This window comes from Fusicatenibacter saccharivorans (assembly GCF_015557635.1).
GTDB classification, from domain to species: Bacteria; Bacillota; Clostridia; order Lachnospirales; family Lachnospiraceae; genus Fusicatenibacter; species Fusicatenibacter saccharivorans.
The window spans coordinates 102,968-124,035 of sequence record NZ_JADNOP010000013.1 but is presented as its reverse complement, the minus strand read 5'-3'; the positions used below and the strand labels follow the sequence as shown (position 1 = coordinate 124,035).

Genomic DNA, 21,068 nt, shown 5'->3' with positions numbered 1-21,068 from the left:
TCTTCCCTCCTCGTATTTTTATGAGTTAGATGATATAAGTGCAATGATTCCGCCGATGATCAACAATGGAAGTGCAATATAAATCAGTCCGCCAACAACCATTCCTATCAAAATCACCGGGAAAAATACAACTGTACAGAGCAGCTTTAAGATTCCCCAGGATGCTTTTACACCAAATATAAAAAATTTTCCAATAAACCAGATCATGCATATAGCAAATAATAACGATAACATATTCTACTCCTTCTGACTCCTGTTATGATTTGAATCATTCATTTTTTTGATTGTTTACTTGATATAAACTCAGATGTATTTCTCACACCGATTTTACTACTGAATCCTGGGTTCTTCTCTATTTTTTCAATCATCCGAATTATCCTTATTCTCTGTGCTGTATCCATCTGCTCACCTCATTCTAACAGTTCTGCCTTTTGATATTGTCAGTATAACCGGATAACTTTTCAAAATATATACCTAATACAAAGAATTGAACATATGTAATTCTCAATTTTCGAGGAATAGTTGTTCCTCCTGTTCTTTCATCAAAATTCTTCATCACGGAATGCTTCCAGATATTCATCAATAAGATCCAGATTAACTAACACAATTCGTTTGACATGGTATACTGCTCTGGCATCTTTCGCTAACTGTTAGAGTATATGAAGTTTTGGCTTTATCTTGTAGTTTGCGAATATCCGTATAAATGAAAAGTCTAATCCCCCAGCTATGCTGGGGGATTAGACTTTTCATTTAGCTTGTTTCTTGACTACTCAGGAAAAATATTTCTACCCGCGCCCCACCTGTATTTTCAGAATTTGAAAGTTTAATACCTCCACCATATTTTTCAGCCACAGTTTTTGCAAAAAATAGTCCCATCCCATAATGGGCTTCGCCATTTCTACTTGTGTCATCCATAAAAAACTGCTCTGTGCCATGCAATAATGCTTCTTTTGTAAATCCTGATCCGCTATCCTCCACAATGAATGTCAGCCGGTCATCCTGCTCCTTTGCGTCAATATAAATGATTCCATTTTCTTTTGTATGCTCCACTGCATTCTGAATCACATTCATTACGGCTCGGAACATTGGATCATAAGCAATCGTTACCTTTTTATCACTTTGTTCCGCCTTCCAATCTATCTTCTGGTGATAGATTTCTACCAGTCCGAGTGCCTGTTCCTTTATATCTGCGAAAAAATCTTCTAACCTCACCGTTGTATAGGTAACATCACTGCAATTCCATGATTTTGTGACATCTATCAACTGTTTTACATAACTTTGTATCTGTGTTGTGCCGTTCAAAACATAAGTGATATTATTCTTCTGTTCTGTGGTCAGTTCAGTCTCTGAAAGTAGTTCTGCATTTCCCCGTACAATCGTAAGAGGTGTTTTAATATCATGCGCCAAAGCAGACATCTGTTGTTTCTTTTCCTGCTCTGTTTTCCACTGCTTTTCTAAAGATTCTCGCAATGCATCTCGCATATCATCGATTGCCGATAAACAGTCATCAAACTCTTTGATACCGGAACAGGATGTCTCATATTCCAGATTTTGATCCTTTATTTGTCTGATTGCGTCTAATACAGGCTGCATCTGCTTTTTGATTCTTTTTCCAAAACGTATGGACGGAATGATGATAATCGCTACCGCTCCAATCACAGACATAATAATCATCACATTCTGTGGTCCTATAAAATGCTCCCTCAAAAAAGCTGAATGATATTGAGGTGTCAGGCGATATTGCAATACAACATATTCATTTTCCCTTACAATTACTTTATAAAAATATTTCCCGGATGCGTTTCCGTACTTTGCAACATTCCATGCTATCTGTTCGTATTGTTCTGACAGATCTCCACCTATTTTCTCTCCATTCTCTGAAAAGATTACATAATCACAAAGTGTGGGAATCATCTCAGCAGTCACTTTATCTGCACGTAGAATCGTATCATATGCTTCATTAATCTTTTGCTCTGCATAATTTGCCGGATAAATACAGCCCACACTAATCAAAAGGTACAGCAGCAGATAAGCAACAATCACCAAACCAACTAATGATCCAAGCATGACCAGTACATATCTCATAAAAATCCTGCTGAGTGCATTGCTTCTCTTTACTCTTCCCATTTATATCCAATCCCCCAGACTGTTTTTATCGGTGTATAATCATAATCCGCAAATTTTGCTCTTATATTTTTGATATGCGTGATTATAGTACTGTCATTACTCTCATTGTCAAAGCCAAAGACCGCTTCCAATATTTGTTCCTTCGAGAAAACCTGTCCTCTGTTTTTAGCCAGGAATTCACAGATTTCGTACTCCGCTTTCGTAAGAGGAAGTTCCTTATCATCAACCAATAGTTTCTTTTGAGATATTTGAATACAGACCCTCCCCAAAACCATCCGGACAGAATGTTCCCTGTGCTCTCTTCTAAGATGTGCATTGATCCTTGCCCGAAGTTCCATCACTCCAAATGGCTTTGAAATATAATCATCTGCTCCTAAAGAAAGTCCGTTTACAAGACTGTTTTCCTCGGTTTTTGCCGTAAGAAACAAAATCGGACAATCCACAAGTATCCTAATTCTTTTGCATAATTCGAAGCCATCAATTCCAGGCATCATAATGTCCAGTAAAATCAGGTCATAACGATGTAATTCTTCCATATTAATTTTTAGTGGATTACTTACTTTGGTAACCAGATGTCCATCCTTATTCAAAATGCTTTCTATCATTTCCAAAATTGCCGGTTCATCATCAACTGCCAGTATTTTTGCCATAGTTTCCCTCGATTCTATTCCGATATTCTGTTTCCTTCCCAGTGGTTTACCCACCAAAAATAGTATACCATACTAATCCCTGTAAATATTAAGCAACCTGGTATGAATGACAACCATTCACCTACACTAGTTTCTCCCAATACAGATTGCAGATAAGTATATGGTACTCTACCCGTCCAGCAGACAAATACATATTTCCACACATAATCTCCAAGTCCGGTAAGCATCAATGCACTAATTAGTCCTGATATAATCCCTGCTCCAATGGATACCCCTTTTCCAAACTGAAAAGCCAGAATCAGCTGCCACAGATAAAGTGGAACACTGCTTCCCCACAGCAGCAATGCTGCAAATATACATCCTTTCATGATTTCGATATCGCTTGATGCGATTCTTCCAAATCCAATTCCGAATATGATTGCTGTCAATAGGATAGAGCACAGACACAAAACCAGTAGCATCAACAGTTTCGATAAAAATGCTGCAGGTTTATCCGGTAAAGACAACAGATTTTGAAAATCACCTGCATTTTGTTCCTGTTCCATCACACTTGCTGTAAAAATTCCAATAAGTACCGGAAGTCCTGCTCCTATTGCCTGATAAAATGCAATCACTTTCATATTTTCATTCCATGGTGAAAAAAAGTAATATATTAAAAATATAACGCTGGTTATAATCGGAATCAGTAAGTGTGCCAGAATCACAGATGTTCCTTTCATCTTTCGCAAGTCTGCATTAAGAGATCTTCCAACCATCTTATTTCACCTCTCTTCTCTCAAACCATTTCAAAAACAGAACCGTTACAAAAACAAACCAGATGATTGAGAGACACATTCCCGGAACAATGACTCCCGTATCCAAAAGAGGATTCCCTGCTTCTGCGGCAAGTCCATTTGGTAAAACATGAAGCAACGGGCACATCATTCGCATAGGGATTGCAGAAACAAGTACATACCAGATTCTGGTTTGTGATATTACCACACCGCTGACGGTAATAAACAGGCAGACGAACAGGTTTACAATCATTCCAAATCGTTCACTTAAAAATAAAGCTACCGGAATCTCCCATAACTCAGAAACCGTCAGAAACAATACTGCAATCAACGCTCCTCCAACTGGAACATGTGTCGTTAGAAGAAAGCCTCCAAGCGTTGCTCCTGCAAACACAATCACATTAGAAAACAAAATCATGTACCCAATATAAATAATTTTCCCCAGCAACAATTTTCTTCTATCTGTGGGAATAGTCGTTAAATGATAGTATTTTATCTTTTTCTCCTGCGCCACAGAAAGATAACAAAATAGAGCAATCATCCCCGGCAGCAAAAGTGTATACCACCAGTTCCAAACACTTTCTGCATAAGCATTTGTCATCCCAAGAGTAAATATAAATGCCATGACAAATGTAAGAAGAGGAAATCCCCAGATAAACTTTTTTCGCATGGTTCTTTTGGCTTTTTGATGTTCTGCTTTTATAATATTAACCATGGATTTCACCTGCTTTCTGGTTTTTTCTTACCACATTCATAAACAAATCTTCAAGATTATCTCCCTGCTTTAATGCTCCTTCGTATCCTAAGATTCCACCTGAAATAATCCCGACTTTATCTGCAAGTAACTGTACCTCTGAGAGAATATGACTGGAGAGAATTACAGTGATTCCCTGTTCCGGAAAAGACCGGATCAGCTCTCGTAATTCCTCGATGCCTATTGGATCTAATCCATTCGTAGGTTCATCCAATATCAAAAGTTCCGGTTCTCCAAGCAATGCCATTGCAATGCCTAGTCTTTGCTTCATTCCCAAAGAAAACTGTCCTGCTTTCTTCTTTCCGGTGTTTGTAAGTGATACAATCTGCAAGACCTCATCAATTCTGTTTTCATCTGTACCAAGCAATAATTGTCTTACCTTCAAATTCTCTCTAGCGGAAAGATTTTCATAAATAGGCGGATTCTCAATTAACGCTCCTATTTTTGATAAATCTTTCCTATCCCAAAGTTTTCCATCAAAGTAAATCTTTCCTGCAGTTGGTTTCATCATACCAGTCAACATTTTCAATGTGGTAGATTTTCCCGCACCATTCGGTCCAAGCAGTCCATAAATCTGTTTCTTTTCTATATTAAGTGAAACATTATTTACCGCTTTCTGCTTTCTAAAATATTTACACAAATTTTGTGTCTGCAACATCATTTCCATCTTTACTATCCTTCCTTCCATATTTCATTTCTTACTGAAATATAACCTAACAGAAAAAAATAAAGATTTGATGAAGATTGCTAAATAATTCGTCTACTCTATTTTTATTCTCGTATGGAATAAACCATCAATTGAATATCATTATCAGAACTCGGCTTTCCACTGAAATCAGCAAAGCTGTTACAAATACGAAGTCCTAATTTACCGAATATCTCCGTGATTTCATCCAAACTATATAACCTTATAGGATTTCCTTCTTTCATTTCAGGCTTATAAAGTGCTTCTCCATACATATAGTCTACCTGCCCATCAATTCAAGTGCTTCATCTATCTTAATGATGACGAATATGGCAGAGTAATACAATCACTTATCCGTTTAAAGAACAGCCTGATAGCACAAGGCAGATATACCGACGGGGTTGACGATGTTCTCTGCAAGGTAATGTCAGCCAAGAAAAGAAAGCTCAAAATCAAATATTTCTGAATAAGAAAAGAGACCGCCTACACGATGTAAGCGGTCTTTGATTATTGTAGAGTAAGTCCGACAAACTTGAATTTTCAAATTAGTCTTTACAAATAACCTTTGAACCTTCACCATCAATTACAATTCCCTGACGGTTGTTAATTGGGCATAGATTCAAATCCGAAAACTCAGTCATTATTTTCTCGGTAACTTTCTTAAATGGTGCTGTAAGATAATGCGGAAGAACATAGAAATCAATCAAATCAAGCCCTGCATCATCTTCTTGTGAGTAGTCCTCCGGCTTTTCATCCATTTGCTCGATATATTGGATGCTTGGAGCGCATATAATCGCACCTGCCGATTCACCAATCATCAGTTTTCCCTTTGCCAATTCTTTCTTCAACAGCTCATCCGTTCCCGTTTTACGGAGCTGGTCTATAAGGAAAAAAGAATTTCCGCCGGTAAAATATATCACATCCGCATCTTCAAAAACAGACTGTATCGTTGAATAAGCCTCCGTTGAAATATCAATTTCAGTTACGATTGCTCCCAACTTTTTGAATAATTTTCGAGCCGAGCCGACATAACCGGTGTAGCCTTCACGCAGCGAAGCTGTTGGAATAAATGCGACTTTTTTATTTTCAATTTCTTCCTTTATCAGACTTCCTACACTTGAAAAGTGCGAACATAAAAATAGGTTCATCAATATTCTCCTTTATAAATTGCGATTTGCAAGGAACAATTCCTTGTCCCCTACACCATAATTACTATGTATTTGCATCTACAAACTAGAAGTTGTTTATTAAACCTTTTTAACCTTAACCAACAACATCATAGGTCTACGCATTTCATTACACATTCCCGGCATACCCATCATATCTGCCGGAGGCATTGCTTCCTCAATAGCCTCAATTTGAAAACCACATTTTATAAGTGGATTCAATATCTGCGTTAATGTGTGGTGCTGTTTAATTACTCGTTGACCAAGAAAATTGGTTTCTCTTTCGCCTGGGTAATAGTAATTGTCGATTGGCCAATATTTAGGTTTCCCATTTTCATCATAAATCCAATCCTCATTAACACCTGCGGTGAAAGTCGGATGTTCAATATTGAATAGGAAATACCCACCTACTTTTAATGTGCAATACACCTTTTGATAAACATTAGCTAAATTTTCGATATAGTGCAGTACCAGGTTAGAAACAACTAGGTCATAAGTATTTTCAGGATAAATGTATTCTTCAACACCGCAAACTTTATACTTGATTTTGTCATCAGAGTTATCAGCTACTGCTTTTGCAATCATTTTTTGACTACTATCAATACCAAGAATTTCAGTAGCTCCCATTTGTGCGGCATATTTGCAATGCCAACCGTAACCACATCCTAAATCCAAAACTTTTTTTCCCTGTAATTTAGGGAATAACGGTTGCAACTGATGCCACTCTCCAGCAGCTTTCAGACCATCTTTGCTTCTTCCCATTTCCGCATATGCGGCAAAAAATTCACTATTATCGTAAATATTTCTCATTGATAATTACCTCCACAACTTCCTATTTCTCAGTTTCAAAAACTTGAAGTTGTTAATTGCAGTCTCAGAACAGCGATCAGTTCTTCGCCGTCCATTTCACCGGTTTCTTCGAAACCGAAAGAGCGATACATCTGACGGGCAACTGCATTATCGGGTTCATATGATAGCCAACAGTATTCCGCTTCTCCACAAGGCATAGATTTTATGAACTCTAATGCAAGGCTGACCGCTTCTTTTCCGTACCCTCTGTTTTGATATGCCTTATCGATCATAAGACGCCACAGATTATAGTTTCCCTTTGCAATTTCAGGTGCATCCGTCCAATAATCATCAACATCAAAACCAATCATCAGGAAGCCTACAGGCTTATCCTCATCATATATACCAAACGGGAATGCATGACCGTTTCCCGTAATTGCAGTATACGCTTCAATGATGCTGATCTCATTGGTGGCAACGAAGTTCTTCTGCGATTTCGATACCGTCAGTTTCAGGATATCCCAGACATTATTACCATTTACTTTTTCTAAATGAAGCATATATCTTTACCTCGCTAAATATCGATTTACATTTCCATTCATTTTAGAAAATGGGCAACTCCGATTGGAATTGCCCACCCATTGCACTAATTATGCGATTTTCCCTTGCTTGCACCGATTTCTGCATCAATTGATGTAAGTTTAATGTAAATCGCTGTTTTTTTAGTTTTTTATCAAATGAAGTACGTCCCGTCTATTTGGTAAAACGGTACATCTTTACATCATCTTAATAGAGCTTAGCACCTGCTGGGATTCTGTCATTTACCATCAGAAGGTTCAGTCCCTCGTGACCATCTTCCTCGTGTACGGCTGAAATCAGCATACCCTCGGAATCAATTCCCATCATCTTTCTCGGTGGCAGGTTAACGATAGCGATTGCTGTCTTACCAACCAGTTCTTCCGGCTCGTAATACTCGTGAATACCACTTAAAATCACGCGATCCTTGCGTTCTCCGTCATCCAGTACAAACTTCAGAAGCTTCTTGGATTTCGGAACTGCTTCACACTCAAGAATCTTAACTGCACGGAAATCAGATTTTGCAAATGTATCGAAATCAACCATTTCTTCAAAGATTGGTTCAATCTTCACATTGGAGAAATCAACCTTCTCAGCTACTTTTGTCTCTGCCGGAGCTGCTGCACCAGACTGAGCTGCGTTGTTTGCTTCGTTCTTAGCAGCGCCCTGTGATTTCATCGTCGGGAAGAGCAGCACGTCTCTGATTGCCTCAGCTCCTGTCAGAAGCATACACATACGGTCAATGCCGAATCCAATACCACCGGTCGGCGGCATACCGATCTCCAGTGCGTTCATGAAGTCTTCATCTGTTGTATTGGCTTCATCATCGCCCTGGGCAAGCAGTTCTTCCTGGGCTTTAAAACGTTCTCTCTGGTCGATCGGGTCATTCAGCTCAGAGTAAGCATTTGCCATTTCCCATCCATTCATGAAGAACTCGAAACGCTCTACATATTCTGGATTTTCTGGCTTTTTCTTCGTCAGCGGCGAGATCTCAACCGGGTGGTCCATAACGAACGTCGGCTGAAGCAGATGCTCCTCTACAAACTCCTCAAAGAAGAGATTCAGGATATCACCTTTTTTATGTCTCTCTTCAAACTCAATATGATGCTCTTTTGCAAGTTCTCTTGCCTGCTCCAGAGTCTCAACTTCATTCCAGTCAACGCCTGCGTACTTCTTCACTGCGTCAACCATTGTGATACGCTCGAACGGCTTACCGAGATCCATCGGGATTCCTTTGTATACGATCTGTGTCGTTCCGAGCACTTCCTGTGCGACAAAACGATACAGGTTCTCTGTCAGATCCATCATGCCGTGGTAATCTGTAAATGCCTGGTAAAGCTCCATCAGAGTGAACTCCGGGTTATGTCTTGTATCAAGACCCTCATTACGGAATACACGTCCGATCTCATATACCTTCTCGAGTCCTCCGACAATCAGTCTCTTCAGGTACAGCTCCAGGGAAATACGAAGCTTCAGATCTTCGTTCAGGGCATTGAAATGTGTCTCGAACGGTCTTGCTGCTGCTCCACCTGCGTTCTGTACAAGCATTGGAGTCTCAACTTCCATGAATCCTTCTCCGCTTAAGTACTTGCGGATCGCACTGAGAATCTTGGAACGCTTGATAAAGGTATCTTTAGACTCTGCATTCATGATCAGGTCTACATATCTCTGACGGTAACGGGTATCTACATCTGTCAGACCGTGGAACTTCTCCGGGAGGATCTGTAAGCTCTTGGAGAGGAGTGTCACTTTCTCTGCATGGATAGAAATCTCACCTGTTCTTGTTCTGAAAGCAAATCCTTCCACTCCGAAGATATCACCGATATCAGATTTTTTAAAATCAGCGTAAGACTCTGTTCCGATCGCATCTCTTGCAACGTATACCTGGATGTTTCCCTGTAAATCCTGAATATTGCAGAAAGATGCCTTGCCCATGACTCGCTTAAACATCATACGTCCTGCAATTGCCACATGGATCGGGCTTGCGTCCATGATATTTCTTCTCTCTTCGTAATCCTTTTTAAGAGCTTCTTTCGCCTGCTCCTCATCCATTCCCTCTACGTTCGGCTCCTGGCGGTCTTTTAACAGCTCACTCTCATGTGCCTCATAAAGACCTTTCACCTCAAGCGAATGATGTGTCTGATCGAACTTTGTAATCTGGAACGGGTCTCTTCCGTTCTGCTGCAGCTCTGCAAGTTTCTCGCGGCGAACCTTCAGTAAGTGGTTAATATCCTGTTCCTGTGTCTGCTGTGCCAATCTCTTCACTCCCTTTTCTTTGTATTTTTTAGATATTTCTCTGGATAGAAAGTACTTTGTACTGCATAATTCCGGCCGGTGTTTCTACATCGACAATATCATCCTTGTGCGCGCCGATCAGAGCTTTTCCCACCGGAGACTCGTTGGAAATTTTTCCTTCCAGGCTGTTTGCTTCGGTGGAGCCAACGATCTGGAACTCGATTTCCTCGTCATACTCCAGATCCAGTACGTCTACTTTACATCCGATATTGATCTTATCGGAATCTACTTCGTCCTCAACAACAACCTCTGCGTTTTTCAGGATTTTTTCGATCTCTTCAATTCTTGCCTCGATGTCACGCTGCTCATCTTTGGCTGCATCGTACTCGGCGTTCTCGGAAAGGTCTCCCTGCTCTCTTGCTTCTTTGATTTTACCGGCAATTTCTCTACGTTTGTTTACTTTGAGATCATGAAGCTCGTCCTCCAGTTTTTTCAGGCCGGCATAGGTAAGAATCGTTTTTTTCTGTTCCATTTTATACACCCTTTCTATCGTTTCTGTATCCAGTCATATCTGATTTTATTCTGTAAACTCTCCGGAAATGCGCTGTATTTTCAGTATTCCCGGTTGAAATAAGGATAGACTCCGCCTATCCTAACAATTAAAGTAGTATAAAGGATTGCCCACGGAATGTCAAGAAAAAAAGAAACGCAGGAAAGATTTTCTTTTTCACAAATCCTTCCTGCATCTTTCTCTTATTTTTCCTTTATTTTTCGGATGAGCTTCCTGTCAGTGCTTTCTTTTTCCAATTTCCTTTTTTATAGAAAATCAGCGTCAGAAGCGCACCCATGCACCAGCTTACCAGCATGGAAATCCAGAGTACCTGATATCGTCCGTTTGGCAGCTCCGGCGTTCTGGTCAGAAAGGCCAGACCGTATGCCAGCGGCACACGGATTACAACGGTAACAACCATCGAAATCCACATCGGGGTCATCGTATCGCCTGCTCCACGCATGACGCCGGAAAGCGACTGTGTTATTGCCATGGCAATATAGCCGACCGCAAGGATCTTCATCATATTGGCACTTAATGTTACGAGCTCTGTGGTATTCGTAAAGATTCCCATCAGATGATGGCCGAAAATAACAATTAAAAGGGTAATGGTCGTTGAGGTTCCGACCGCAATCAGTGTTCCCTGTTTTGCGCCCTGCTCTACGCGGTCCATACGGCGTGCACCGACATTCTGACCGGCATACGTTGTCATCGCGGTACCAAACGAAAAGTTCGGCATCATTGCAAAGCCATCGACACGCATGATGATAACATTCGCGGCGATAACCATTTCACCGAAGCTGTTGGTCAGCGACTGTACGATAACCATCGCCATGGAGAAGATCGCCTGGGTAATACCGGACGGCAGACCAAGGCGGATAATTTCCATCGAATACTGTTTTTTCATTTTCAGGTATTTGGGTCTGAAATCAAAAATGTCGGTCATACGCATCAGACGCCACATGCAGAGTACTGCAGAAATTGCCTGCGCAATCACGGTCGCGTATGCAACTCCGGCAACGCCCATGTGGAACTGGGAAACGAATACAATATCCAATACAATGTTGATGACCGTTGCCACCAGCAGATAAATCAGCGCCGAAATCGAATCGCCGAGTCCGCGAAGGATACCACATAGAATGTTATAGTACGCACTGCCGGCACAGCCCACCATCAGGATCACCAGATACGAGGTACACCAGTCGATGATGGAATCCGGTGTTTTCAGCATTTCCAGCAGCGGCCTTGAGAGGACGGCTCCCAGAATCATAATAATGATGGAAGAAATTGCTGTCAGCGTGACGCAGTTTCCGATCGTCATCGAAAGCTCTTTTCTTTGTTTTGCCCCAAAATACTGCGACACCATGACGCCGGCGCCGACGGAAATTCCGACGAACAGAACCAGAAGCAGGTTTAAGATCGGGCTGGCGCTTCCAACTGCCGCAAGCGCATTGTCCCCGACATATTTTCCGATCACAATACTGTCAACCGTGTTGTAGAGCTGCTGGGCAATGTTGCCGATCAGCATAGGGATTGTAAAAGCTACAATCTTTTCCCACGGCTTTCCCACCGTCATGTCGGACGGTGCGAAAAGTTCTTTGATAGTCATACACTACACTCCCTCTTTTGTTTTTTTATTCCCAATACCTCTAAATGTCAGTATAGCATAGAAAAAGTACCCGTGATATATCAATATTGGCATATCATAGGTACTTTTTTGACTTATTTTACTTACTTGTCAGCCGCGTTCCCACTCATTCAGCATCTGTTCCAGCTCCTGCAGGCTCTCCACCTGGTTGATCGCTGCGCGCAGTTTCGCCGAGTGCGGGAATCCCGCCGTGTACCACGCAACGTGCTTCCGCATCTCGCGGATGCCGATCGCGCCGCCTTTGTATTCCACCTGCATGCGCGCATGGCGAAGCATCATCTCTTTTACCTCATGCTGCGTCGGCTTTGCAAGTGTTTCTCCGGTTTCCCTGTAATGAAGAATCTGTTTAAAAATCCACGGATTTCCTTCCGCGCCGCGGCCAATCATAATGCCATCGCAGCCCGTCTGTTCAACCAGCGCTTCGGCGCTCGCCGCATCAACCACATCGCCATTTCCGATGACCGGAATCGAAACCGCTTCTTTTACCTGACGGATGATATCCCAGTCTGCTTTTCCGGAATAGAACTGTGCCCGCGTTCTTCCATGCACCGCAATCGCAGCCACACCGCAGTCCTCGAGAATCTTTGCAATCTCCACAGCATTCGCCGACTCTTCGTTAAATCCCTTTCGAATTTTAACTGTCACCGGCTTTTTCACTGCCTTTACCATACCGGTCACAATCTTCCGCACCAGCGCAGGATCCTTCATCAGCGCGGAGCCCTCGCCGTTGTTGACGACCTTCGGCACCGGGCAGCCCATGTTAAAATCCAGAATGTCAAACGGCCGCTCCTCGATCTGTGCGGCAATCTGCGCCAGAATTTCCGGATCACTGCCAAAAAGCTGGAGCGATACAGGATGTTCACCCGGATGAATCGTCATCAGATCCTCGGTATTTTTGTTCTTATACAGAATCGCCTTCGCGCTGACCATCTCCATACAGATCAGGCCTGCTCCCTGCTCCTTGCAGAGAACGCGGAACGGCAGATCCGTCACACCTGCCATCGGTGCGAGCACGAGCGGATTTTGCATTTCCACATTTCCGATTTTCAGCGGAGACATCGTCTGGAGCGTACGTTTCTTACTTTCCATCCGGCTTCTCTCCGTCTTCTTCTGCGAACGCTTCCTCCGGCACTTCCTCGCCGAGGAAGAAAACGCGGTAATACAGCTCCAGAGATTCCAGCAGATCCTTTTTCTCCTCCTGATACTGCTTGATCCGCAGCGCACCGCCGATCTCATCGTACATCGCATCCGCATCTACAGCCTCTGTTTCGAACTGCAGACTGCCGTCACTGTCAAACCACATGGTGAAAATGCCGCCGATTTCCACGGTGAACATAACGCACATGATATGAAGCTCATCCTGCACGGACTGCGGCAGGGATGCAAAATCCTGGTTAAAATAATATTTCTGCTCATACGCACTCGCTCCGCAGAGCACTACTTTTTCATCATCTGAATACATATATTTTCCTTTCCTGATCCAAGTTTTTTATACATAACTGTACAGGCCGCGCACTGAAACCTCGCCGGAATGCACTTCCGCGATCGTTCCATCCTCTTTTCTCACACGCAGCTCACCCGTCGACGTGATGCCGAGCGCCACACCCTCGAACGGCTCTTTCGGATCCAGCACACGCACCGGCTGATCCTTATTTGCAAGTACAGCCTCATAGGCTTCCTGCAGCGCCGAGAGATCTCCCGCCTCCAGGAATTTTTCGTAATTCTCCTCGAACGCCTCCAGCACCGCTGCGACTATTTTCGCCCGATTGACCGGATGCCCCATTTCGATCGCCAGTGACGTCGCGATCTCAGCAATTTCTTCCGGAAACTCCGTCTGGTTCACATTGATTCCCGTTCCAATGACGACATAATTGATGTAATCGATCTGTGCACTCATCTCGGTTAAGATTCCGCAGAGCTTTTTCCCGTTCAGCACCGCATCGTTCGGCCACTTAATTCTCGTGTCGACGCCGAGCGCTCTCTGTACCCCCTGCACAACAGCAAGTCCCATCACAATCGTCAGCATCGGCGCTTTGGCCGGCTCGAGATCCGGGTACAGCAGGAGGGACATCGAAACGGAAGTTCCCTCCGGCGATTTCCAGACTCTTCCGCGGCGGCCTTTTCCAGCGGTCTGCGTCTCGGCCGTTGTCAGTGTACCGTTCGGCGCTCCTTCTTCCGCCAGGCGCTTCGCCCACGTATTTGTCGAATCTACTTCATGGCTGTAATAGACCGTCTGTCCAACATATTTCGTATGCGTGCGGCTTTCCAGCTCGTCCTTCGTCATCAGATCCGGCTCGTTCAGCAGACGGTAACCTTTATTCTGTACCGCCTCGATCTCGTATCCTTCCTCTTTTAACTGATTCATGATCTTCCACACTGCAGTACGGGAAATTCCAAAATGTTCACACAAATCCTGACCCGAAACATTTTCTCCTGATTCTCGCAGAAGGCGCAGTGTCTCAGCTCTTTTATTTTCCAGCATATGATATCTTCACACTCCTCACATAAACCAACAGCAGCGCTGCGAAAGACGTGCTCCGCAGCGCTGCTGTACGTGTCTTGCCATTCTTCTATTATACACAGTCTGTTCCGGTTTTTCCACCAGAAAGTTTATGCACCAAGCGTTGCTGCCATCACAGCTTTGATCGTGTGCATGCGGTTCTCTGCTTCCTCGAAGACTCTCGACTGTGCGGACTCAAATACCTCATCGGTAACTTCCATCTCATCCAGTCCGTAACGGTCGTGGATCTCTTTTCCAATCTTTGTTTTCAGATCGTGGAACGACGGCAGGCAGTGCAGGAATACCGCGGTATCCTTGGCATTTGCCATTGCTTCTTTTGTCACGCGGTACGGAGTCAGATCGTGGATTCTCTCCTCCCATACGCTGTCCGGCTCACCCATGGATACCCAGACATCCGTATAGATAACATCGGCGTCTTTCGTTCCCTCTTTTACATCCTCGGTGAGGGTGATGGTTGCGCCGCTCTCCTTTGCATACTCTTCACACTGTGCAACGAGTTCCGCGTTCGGGAAGTATTTCTTCGGTGCGCAGGCTACAAAATCCATACCCATTTTTGCAGATGCAATCATCAGGGAATTTCCCATGTTGTAGCGGGCGTCGCCCATGTAAACGAGTTTGATGCCTTTTAAGTGGCCGAACTCTTCCTGGATTGTCAGCATATCGGCGAGCATCTGGGTCGGGTGGTACTCGTTGGTCAGTCCGTTCCATACCGGGACTTTGGAATATTTTGCCAGCTCCTCTACGATCTCCTGGCCGAATCCACGGTACTCAATTCCCTCATACATTCCTGCAAGAACGCGGGCCGTATCTTTGATGCTCTCTTTTTTACCGATCTGGGAACCGGTCGGGTCAAGATAGGTGGTTCCCATGCCGAGATCATGTGCGGCTACTTCGAAGGAACAGCGGGTTCTGGTGCTGGTTTTCTCGAAGATCAGCGCAACGTTTTTACCGCGCAGGGTGTCCACCGGAATGCCTTTCTTTTTCTTATCCTTCAGCTCTGCGGACAGATCCAGCAGATAGGAAATCTCTTCCGGGGTGAAATCCTTTAATGTCAGAAAATCGCGTCCTTTTAAATCCATGGTGTGTTCCTCCTTAAATATATCGGTATGTAATGTATTTTTATCGCTTAAGATGGTTTCTATTATGAAACAGGCCGGCGCATCTGTCAAGGGGTGAAATGTATATTTTTACGTATTTTACTTGTATTATTCATAATATATGTATTTTTATACATTTTTATTCTGTTATTCTTACCGGCAACTACAGAATCTGCCAGTGGCAGCTCCCTCCGGATGCAGAGCAATAAAAAATTCTCCCGTGTCCGGCATGATGCGTTTCACGGGAGAATCCTGCTTTTTTATTTCTGTCCTTCTTTCCCTGCCGGGCCTTTCTGCTCTTCCACGATTCCCTTGAATGTGGTAGCCAGACTTGCCAGTCCCTGCAGATCGGACGGAACAACAATCTTCGTTGCTTTTCCATTCGCCAGAACACCAAGTGCCTCGAGACTCTTTAAGGTAAGAACCGCATCGTCAGCACCTGCCTCTTTGATGGCACGGATACCATCGGCATTTGCCTGCTGTACTTTGAGGATCGCCTCCGCCTGGCCTTCTGCCTCGCGGATTCGTTTCTCTTTTTCTGCCTCAGCACGAAGAATCGCTGCCTGCTTCTCTGCCTCTGCATCCAGGATCGCAGACTGTTTTTTACCTTCGGCAACCAGGATGGTCGATTTTTTCTCACCTTCTGCAATCAGGATTGCTTCACGGCGTTCACGCTCTGCTTTCATCTGTTTCTCCATGGCTTCCTGAATGGCTGCCGGAGGCATGATGTTTTTCAGCTCAACACGGTTGACTTTAATGCCCCACGGGTCGGTTGCGATATCGAGAGCTGCCTGCATCTTCGTGTTGATAATCTCACGGGATGTCAGTGTTTCGTCCAGCTCCAGATCTCCGATGATGTTTCGAAGTGTCGTTGCGGTCAGGTTTTCAATGGCCATCAGCGGATTTACAACACCGTATGCGAACAGCTTCGGATCGGTAATCTGGAAAAATACGACCGTATCAATCTGCATCGTAACGTTATCTTTTGTAATGACCGGCTGCGGCGGGAAATCCACCACCTGCTCTTTTAAGTTCACGCGGATTGCCACGCGCTCGATAAACGGAACCTTAAAATGAAGACCGGTTGCCCAGGTGCCTTTGTATTTTCCAAGACTCTCAACAACGTAAGCACTGGCCTGCGGCACGATCTTCACACACGATGCTGCAATAAACAGTACAATCACAAGAAGAAAAATCATTAAAATTCCTGCAATTCCTCCACCACTCATGTTTCATTTCCTCCTTCTTTTTCTTTGACCTTTACAATCAGCTTGACGCCTTCCACACGGAGCACTTCCACCACGGTCTCTTTCGGGATAATGCCTCCTTCGCTTTCCGTTCTCGCAGTCCAGGTGTTTCCGCCCAGCGATACCTTTCCGGTGCCTGCCAGGTTGGAAATCTCTTCTGCGACGATCCCTTCCATTCCAATCACGCGGTCTACATTTGTTTTTAAGGTATCCTTATTCAGGAAACGGACGGCTACAGGACGTGTAAAAATCAGAAGTATCAGCGATACAACAAGAAAGCAGACCATCTGAATTACAAATCCGGCTCCGCACATAGCTGCGATCAGAGCAATCAGGGCGCCGCCCGCAAACCAGATGGTTGCCAGACCTAACGTTGCCGCCTCAATCACCAGCAAAACCACAAGCGCAATCAGCCAGTACACTGCATATTCCATGCTCCTCTCTCCTTTCCGATTTCTTGGCTGTTGGATTCATGATACTATATGAGAATGAAAATAGCAAGCGGAGAGGTGGAATATTCAGAAAAAAGACAGGATTTTAAGAACTGGTCGCACAGAGACAGCGCAGAAAACCCGATCTTCTTATTCTTCCATCACATCTTTTCATTTTAAAACGGCTACAACCATTCTTTACACACTCCTATCTGTTGTGATGCAGTTATAGAAACGAAGAAATTTGTAATGTTTAAAGCGTTCGAAAAAGCAGATTACATTTTCATAACGTTTTGCACCTGTGTGAAGTGAAAGGAATGGCTATAAAAATGAAAAACTGGAAAACAGCTCTTTCAAGAAGGAAATAAAGAAAGGAAATATAAAGACTGATTTTTTATTTATAAACTATCAATTCCAAGGCTTGACATCCATACAAAAACAGCTGCCACAACAAAATACATATGCATCTGTATAAAAAGTACCAAGGTAAATGCTAATAATTTCCAAAACAGCGATTTAATCTGCCTTGTATAACGAATGCACTCTTTTAGTGTCAGTTTTTGTTCTACAAACGGGTTTCTGCTGTATTGCTTTAATATCTTCGCCGCGACACGAATTTTTTTCCCTTGATATGTCATTTCTTCTTTGGCAAGATACATTGCACCAATGAGCAGATGAAAGAAAATCAGATCTCCATATTCTCTGGAAAGATGCTTTTCTTTCAGAAACTGTTCAAAATCAGATGCAATCAAAATCCAGTTTCTCATCAGATTCTTTTTCGGTTGATATGTCAGGGACTGGAGATTTTCACGGTAAAGAACGATGCTCTGTGGGACAAAAGCATATTTCGGATGGCATGCACAGCATCTAAAATTATGTGCCTTGTCTTCGGCGTAACTGTATGGGGGAATCCACAAATCGTGAGACTCCAGAAAAGATTTGCGGTAGAGTTTTCCCCAGTCGTAAGAAAGCGTTCCTTTTTGAAAAAATCCATGAAACCGGAACTCTGCGCTGTCCGGGTTTTCTTTTTCCAGATTACTGCAGCATTTCACTTTTTCGCCATTCGCCCTCCATCTGCGATATGTTCCGATCACAATATCTGCCTGCTCTCTTTCTGCCCGTGCGGCAAGGGAACGTATGGCAGATGAATCGTCCAGCTTGTCGTCTGCATCCAGGAAGAGAAGATATTTTCCTGTTGCTTCTTTTATCCCTGCATTTCTGGCTGCTCCACTGCCTTTATTATTCTGATGAATCACACGGATTCTTGGATCTGCTGCAGCAAGTTCCTCACACATTTGATTGGAACGATCTGTTGAACCGTCATTCACCAAAACAATCTCCAACTCTGAATAGTCCTGTTTTCGTACGCTCTCAACACACTCCGTCAGAAATTTTTCCGCCTGATAGACCGGAATAATCACACTTACCAGTGGATAAAACATCTTTTTTCTTTCCTCTTCTCCTATTCTTTGTACCCAAAATATAGCGGATTTTTAAAGAAACGTCAACTGAACTTTGCTTTCTTTTTGTTTTCATTTACAAATGTCTCAGCGTATTGATTCCTCCATTATTCTATAAAACAAGCTATTTCTCATCCACTCTTTACACCACAGTATATGTTGTGCTAAAGTTATAAAAGGGTCAAACATTTGCACACCCATTCCTATTTTTCCTGAAAACATTTTTCGGATATATTCTGCACGTTGGACATTACTGGCAGTATTCCTACTTAGCAGTTGCATCAATATATGGCTTTGGCGAACAGATCATAAAAAAATACGTTTTATCTGTCTGGATGCTTTTGTCATGTTGTTAATCATGAATCTTGGAAATGGATATATCCATTATTACCAGATGCTATCTTAAATAAAATACCAGAAAATGAGCGGTCCAGTGTATATAATTATGAGACAAGTTCCCAATGGCTGCTGTCTGGACTTGAACCTTATGACAAATACTGTATTACAGCAGACCATTTTTCGATGCTTTCAAATGAAATTTTTCAGCATATTCAAAATTTATTCGAGCACAGAGAGCCTATGTACATAGTAACAGGGCGCAATGTGCAGATTCAAAACCAAATTGTACAAACATATCTGGAAAAAGATTATACTGAATTGTATACCAACAACATTTATACATTATATCAAAAAATTCCTTAAACACTAAATAAATCGTTCTCACTATTAAAGTAAAGAAAAAAATATATCAACTTCTACAAAGAAAATTGAACAACTTTGACAATGTAAACTGATTTTTTGTACTGTTTCGTTATCGAAAGTATACTGTTTTTTTTGGTACAATATACGAAAGGATCGTTACAAATGAAAAAACAGATCATTGATTTTGTCATCACATGGGTGGACGGATCAGACCCCTTATGGTTTCGCCAAAAACAGAACGCCAAAAAAAAGCAAGGAGTTTCTGTTGATATCGACGACCGTATTGAACGCTATCGCGACTGGGAAATTCTAAAGTATCTATTTCGTTCGATAGAAAACTTTGCTCCATGGGTAAATAACGTATATTTTGTAACATGCGGTCATCTGCCGGCGTGGCTCAATACAGAATGTCCAAAATTGCAGATTGTTTCACACAAAGATTTTATTCCCGAAAAATATCTCCCCACCTTTAACTCGCATTCCATTGAGTGGAATTTCCACCGGATAAAAAATCTGTCGGAACACTTTGTTTATTTTAATGATGATATGTTTTTGCTGCATCCAATAAAGCCAACCGATTTTTTTGAAAACGGAAAACCCGTTGATATGCTTGCCCTGCAGCCCGATGTTGCAAACGTAGAAGATACCATTATGCCATATATCTATCTGAACAATACTATGCTGCTTGCCAAGTACTTTGACAAACGGGAAAACATGAAAAAGCAGCCAGGTGCCTATTTTCACATCGGATATCCTCCCATGTACTTTGGATATAATCTTCTGGAAATGGCATTTCCACGATTTACCGGTTTTTACACCGTTCATGGCCCGTCTCCTTTGAAAAAGGAGACTTATCGTTTCTTCTGGGAAAAGGAAGAAGAATTGTTAGACGGTGTCTGCAGCCACCCATTTCGTCATAAAGATGATGTGAGCCAATATGTTCTGCGGGAATATCAGAAACTGAGTGGTGATTTCGTTCCAAGAAACACGCACAAGTTCTGTAAATACTTCAATTTAAAACCGGAAAACCCGGAACTGGTAAAGACAATCACAAAGCAGACTGCAAAGTGCATCTGCATCAATGACAGCAATTTTGAAATCCCATATGAACATGTAAAACGGGAACTGAACGATGCCTTTTCCAAACTTTTTCCGCAGAAATCACAGTTTGAAAAGTAAATTTTGTTCCATATTCAGAGGCGGAAATTTATCTGCATCTATTTTGGCATTACGTTATCGGAACGTTCTTGTTTTTTAATCGAAATAGTAACATTTTTACCCCAAATTAGTTGATTGTCTTGAAAAACGCTTGATTTACAGGCATATTCGCAGGTTTGCAGATTGATTTTACTACTCATTTACTACTTTTAACGAATTGAGCCTTGATATGCAAAAGCACCTGCGAAGTTGCCGGATAGACCGCTGCACCACTTTACGCGACACGTCGAAAAGAAAAAATAAAATAAGCACCACCTATAAGGCGGCGTTTCTCACTCCTACACAGGAGAACAGGAACGCCGCTATTTTTATGCCCTCATGTTACGCAGTAAGGGGCAAAAAAGCCTTGATTTATGCGGCTCTTAGAGCGCGGAAATAAGAAAGACAAGGGTTGATACCTTTTCCCTCAAAACCGCGTTTCTACTGCGTAACAAATCCA

21 protein-coding genes and 1 pseudogene are annotated in these 21,068 nt (G+C 42.7%); 1 reads left to right on the top strand and 21 read right to left on the bottom strand.

Annotated features, from left to right (window positions below; all coding sequences use genetic code 11):
• Positions 1 to 18: 18 nt before the first annotated feature.
• The 21 genes and pseudogenes from I2G42_RS12020 to I2G42_RS11925 form a co-directional block, all read right to left on the bottom strand.
• Entirely contained in the window at positions 19 to 234 is a 216-nt protein-coding gene (locus I2G42_RS12020) for a hypothetical protein (RefSeq protein WP_055221652.1), read from the bottom strand.
• A gap of 308 nt (positions 235 to 542) precedes the next feature.
• Positions 543 to 638: pseudogene (locus I2G42_RS16450) on the bottom strand (DUF6462 family protein); the annotation flags it as partial.
• Positions 639 to 750: 112 nt separating this feature from the next.
• Positions 751 to 2,127 carry a sensor histidine kinase gene (locus I2G42_RS12015; RefSeq protein WP_055225698.1) on the bottom strand — a complete coding sequence of 459 codons (1,377 nt, stop codon included), beginning with the start codon at positions 2,125 to 2,127 and terminating at the stop codon, positions 751 to 753.
• Entirely contained in the window at positions 2,115 to 2,777 is a 663-nt protein-coding gene (locus I2G42_RS12010; RefSeq protein WP_005359225.1) for a response regulator transcription factor, read from the bottom strand. Before I2G42_RS12010 ends, I2G42_RS12015 begins: the two co-directional genes overlap by 13 nt.
• Positions 2,778 to 2,791: 14 nt before the next feature.
• Complete coding sequence (locus I2G42_RS12005) at positions 2,792 to 3,532, bottom strand: lantibiotic immunity ABC transporter MutG family permease subunit (RefSeq protein ID WP_055225700.1); 741 nt, start codon at positions 3,530 to 3,532, stop codon at positions 2,792 to 2,794.
• A 1-nt stretch (position 3,533) separates the two neighbouring features.
• Positions 3,534 to 4,265, bottom strand: coding sequence for a lantibiotic immunity ABC transporter MutE/EpiE family permease subunit (locus I2G42_RS12000; RefSeq protein ID WP_055225702.1), 732 nt, complete (start codon positions 4,263 to 4,265; stop codon positions 3,534 to 3,536).
• Positions 4,258 to 4,971 carry a lantibiotic protection ABC transporter ATP-binding protein gene (locus I2G42_RS11995; protein ID WP_055225704.1) on the bottom strand — a complete coding sequence of 238 codons (714 nt, stop codon included), beginning with the start codon at positions 4,969 to 4,971 and terminating at the stop codon, positions 4,258 to 4,260. The genes I2G42_RS12000 and I2G42_RS11995 overlap by 8 nt, the downstream gene beginning before the upstream one ends.
• A 104-nt stretch (positions 4,972 to 5,075) precedes the next feature.
• The gene (locus tag I2G42_RS11990) at positions 5,076 to 5,264 is read right to left on the bottom strand and encodes a hypothetical protein (protein WP_055040005.1); all 189 of its coding nucleotides are present in this window, start codon (positions 5,262 to 5,264) and stop codon (positions 5,076 to 5,078) included.
• A 270-nt stretch (positions 5,265 to 5,534) separates the two neighbouring features.
• On the bottom strand, positions 5,535 to 6,137 hold the full coding sequence (locus I2G42_RS11985) for a Type 1 glutamine amidotransferase-like domain-containing protein (protein ID WP_055225706.1): 603 nt from the start codon (positions 6,135 to 6,137) through the stop codon (positions 5,535 to 5,537).
• Positions 6,138 to 6,236: 99 nt separating this feature from the next.
• Positions 6,237 to 6,965, bottom strand: coding sequence for a class I SAM-dependent methyltransferase (locus tag I2G42_RS11980; protein WP_055225707.1), 729 nt, complete (start codon positions 6,963 to 6,965; stop codon positions 6,237 to 6,239).
• A 35-nt stretch (positions 6,966 to 7,000) separates the two neighbouring features.
• Positions 7,001 to 7,504 (bottom strand): GNAT family N-acetyltransferase, encoded by a 504-nt coding sequence (locus I2G42_RS11975; RefSeq protein ID WP_022461045.1) that lies wholly within the window; start codon positions 7,502 to 7,504, stop codon positions 7,001 to 7,003.
• Positions 7,505 to 7,730: 226 nt separating this feature from the next.
• Entirely contained in the window at positions 7,731 to 9,776 is a 2,046-nt protein-coding gene (gene lysS / locus I2G42_RS11970; protein ID WP_119221906.1) for a lysine--tRNA ligase, read from the bottom strand.
• A 28-nt stretch (positions 9,777 to 9,804) separates the two neighbouring features.
• The gene (greA, locus tag I2G42_RS11965) at positions 9,805 to 10,287 is read right to left on the bottom strand and encodes a transcription elongation factor GreA (RefSeq protein ID WP_022461080.1); all 483 of its coding nucleotides are present in this window, start codon (positions 10,285 to 10,287) and stop codon (positions 9,805 to 9,807) included.
• Between the two features lie 232 nt (positions 10,288 to 10,519).
• A complete protein-coding gene (locus tag I2G42_RS11960) occupies positions 10,520 to 11,914 on the bottom strand; it encodes an MATE family efflux transporter (protein ID WP_055267420.1) in 1,395 nt (464 codons plus the stop codon).
• 129 nt (positions 11,915 to 12,043) lie between these two features.
• Complete coding sequence (dusB, locus tag I2G42_RS11955; protein WP_226906337.1) at positions 12,044 to 13,042, bottom strand: tRNA dihydrouridine synthase DusB; 999 nt, start codon at positions 13,040 to 13,042, stop codon at positions 12,044 to 12,046.
• Positions 13,032 to 13,415 carry a DUF6145 family protein gene (locus tag I2G42_RS11950; RefSeq protein ID WP_022461083.1) on the bottom strand — a complete coding sequence of 128 codons (384 nt, stop codon included), beginning with the start codon at positions 13,413 to 13,415 and terminating at the stop codon, positions 13,032 to 13,034. Before I2G42_RS11950 ends, dusB begins: the two co-directional genes overlap by 11 nt.
• A gap of 27 nt (positions 13,416 to 13,442) precedes the next feature.
• Positions 13,443 to 14,435: a biotin--[acetyl-CoA-carboxylase] ligase gene (locus I2G42_RS11945; protein WP_055220867.1), complete on the bottom strand. Its 993-nt coding sequence runs from the start codon at positions 14,433 to 14,435 to the stop codon at positions 13,443 to 13,445.
• Between the two features lie 128 nt (positions 14,436 to 14,563).
• The gene (gene argF / locus I2G42_RS11940) at positions 14,564 to 15,553 is read right to left on the bottom strand and encodes an ornithine carbamoyltransferase (protein WP_055220869.1); all 990 of its coding nucleotides are present in this window, start codon (positions 15,551 to 15,553) and stop codon (positions 14,564 to 14,566) included.
• Between the two features lie 278 nt (positions 15,554 to 15,831).
• Positions 15,832 to 16,800, bottom strand: a complete 969-nt coding sequence (locus I2G42_RS11935; protein WP_022461086.1) for an SPFH domain-containing protein — start codon at positions 16,798 to 16,800, stop codon at positions 15,832 to 15,834.
• Complete coding sequence (locus tag I2G42_RS11930) at positions 16,797 to 17,252, bottom strand: NfeD family protein (protein WP_055220871.1); 456 nt, start codon at positions 17,250 to 17,252, stop codon at positions 16,797 to 16,799. Before I2G42_RS11930 ends, I2G42_RS11935 begins: the two co-directional genes overlap by 4 nt.
• 395 nt (positions 17,253 to 17,647) lie before the next feature.
• Positions 17,648 to 18,691 (bottom strand): glycosyltransferase family 2 protein, encoded by a 1,044-nt coding sequence (locus tag I2G42_RS11925; protein WP_055220873.1) that lies wholly within the window; start codon positions 18,689 to 18,691, stop codon positions 17,648 to 17,650.
• Between the two features lie 882 nt (positions 18,692 to 19,573).
• Here I2G42_RS11925 and I2G42_RS16590 point away from each other — a divergent pair.
• Positions 19,574 to 20,590 carry a Stealth CR1 domain-containing protein gene (locus I2G42_RS16590; protein ID WP_117813376.1) on the top strand — a complete coding sequence of 339 codons (1,017 nt, stop codon included), beginning with the start codon at positions 19,574 to 19,576 and terminating at the stop codon, positions 20,588 to 20,590.
• The last annotated feature ends 478 nt before the right edge of the window (positions 20,591 to 21,068 follow it).

Bases quoted from the DNA above. Each gene is read 5' to 3' on its own strand.
- I2G42_RS12020 (WP_055221652.1), bottom strand. From the start codon at position 234: ATGTTATCGTTATTATTTGCTATATGCATGATCTGGTTTATTGGAAAA.
- I2G42_RS12015 (WP_055225698.1), bottom strand. From the start codon at position 2,127: ATGGGAAGAGTAAAGAGAAGCAATGCACTCAGCAGGATTTTTATGAGA.
- I2G42_RS12010 (WP_005359225.1), bottom strand. From the start codon at position 2,777: ATGGCAAAAATACTGGCAGTTGATGATGAACCGGCAATTTTGGAAATG.
- I2G42_RS12005 (WP_055225700.1), bottom strand. From the start codon at position 3,532: ATGGTTGGAAGATCTCTTAATGCAGACTTGCGAAAGATGAAAGGAACA.
- I2G42_RS12000 (WP_055225702.1), bottom strand. From the start codon at position 4,265: ATGGTTAATATTATAAAAGCAGAACATCAAAAAGCCAAAAGAACCATG.
- I2G42_RS11995 (WP_055225704.1), bottom strand. From the start codon at position 4,971: ATGGAAATGATGTTGCAGACACAAAATTTGTGTAAATATTTTAGAAAG.
- I2G42_RS11990 (WP_055040005.1), bottom strand. From the start codon at position 5,264: ATGTATGGAGAAGCACTTTATAAGCCTGAAATGAAAGAAGGAAATCCT.
- I2G42_RS11985 (WP_055225706.1), bottom strand. From the start codon at position 6,137: ATGAACCTATTTTTATGTTCGCACTTTTCAAGTGTAGGAAGTCTGATA.
- I2G42_RS11980 (WP_055225707.1), bottom strand. From the start codon at position 6,965: ATGAGAAATATTTACGATAATAGTGAATTTTTTGCCGCATATGCGGAA.
- I2G42_RS11975 (WP_022461045.1), bottom strand. From the start codon at position 7,504: ATGCTTCATTTAGAAAAAGTAAATGGTAATAATGTCTGGGATATCCTG.
- greA (WP_022461080.1), bottom strand. From the start codon at position 10,287: ATGGAACAGAAAAAAACGATTCTTACCTATGCCGGCCTGAAAAAACTG.
- I2G42_RS11960 (WP_055267420.1), bottom strand. From the start codon at position 11,914: ATGACTATCAAAGAACTTTTCGCACCGTCCGACATGACGGTGGGAAAG.
- dusB (WP_226906337.1), bottom strand. From the start codon at position 13,042: ATGGAAAGTAAGAAACGTACGCTCCAGACGATGTCTCCGCTGAAAATC.
- I2G42_RS11950 (WP_022461083.1), bottom strand. From the start codon at position 13,415: ATGTATTCAGATGATGAAAAAGTAGTGCTCTGCGGAGCGAGTGCGTAT.
- I2G42_RS11945 (WP_055220867.1), bottom strand. From the start codon at position 14,435: ATGCTGGAAAATAAAAGAGCTGAGACACTGCGCCTTCTGCGAGAATCA.
- argF (WP_055220869.1), bottom strand. From the start codon at position 15,553: ATGGATTTAAAAGGACGCGATTTTCTGACATTAAAGGATTTCACCCCG.
- I2G42_RS11935 (WP_022461086.1), bottom strand. From the start codon at position 16,800: ATGAGTGGTGGAGGAATTGCAGGAATTTTAATGATTTTTCTTCTTGTG.
- I2G42_RS11930 (WP_055220871.1), bottom strand. From the start codon at position 17,252: ATGGAATATGCAGTGTACTGGCTGATTGCGCTTGTGGTTTTGCTGGTG.
- I2G42_RS11925 (WP_055220873.1), bottom strand. From the start codon at position 18,691: ATGTTTTATCCACTGGTAAGTGTGATTATTCCGGTCTATCAGGCGGAA.
- I2G42_RS16590 (WP_117813376.1), top strand. From the start codon at position 19,574: ATGAAAAAACAGATCATTGATTTTGTCATCACATGGGTGGACGGATCA.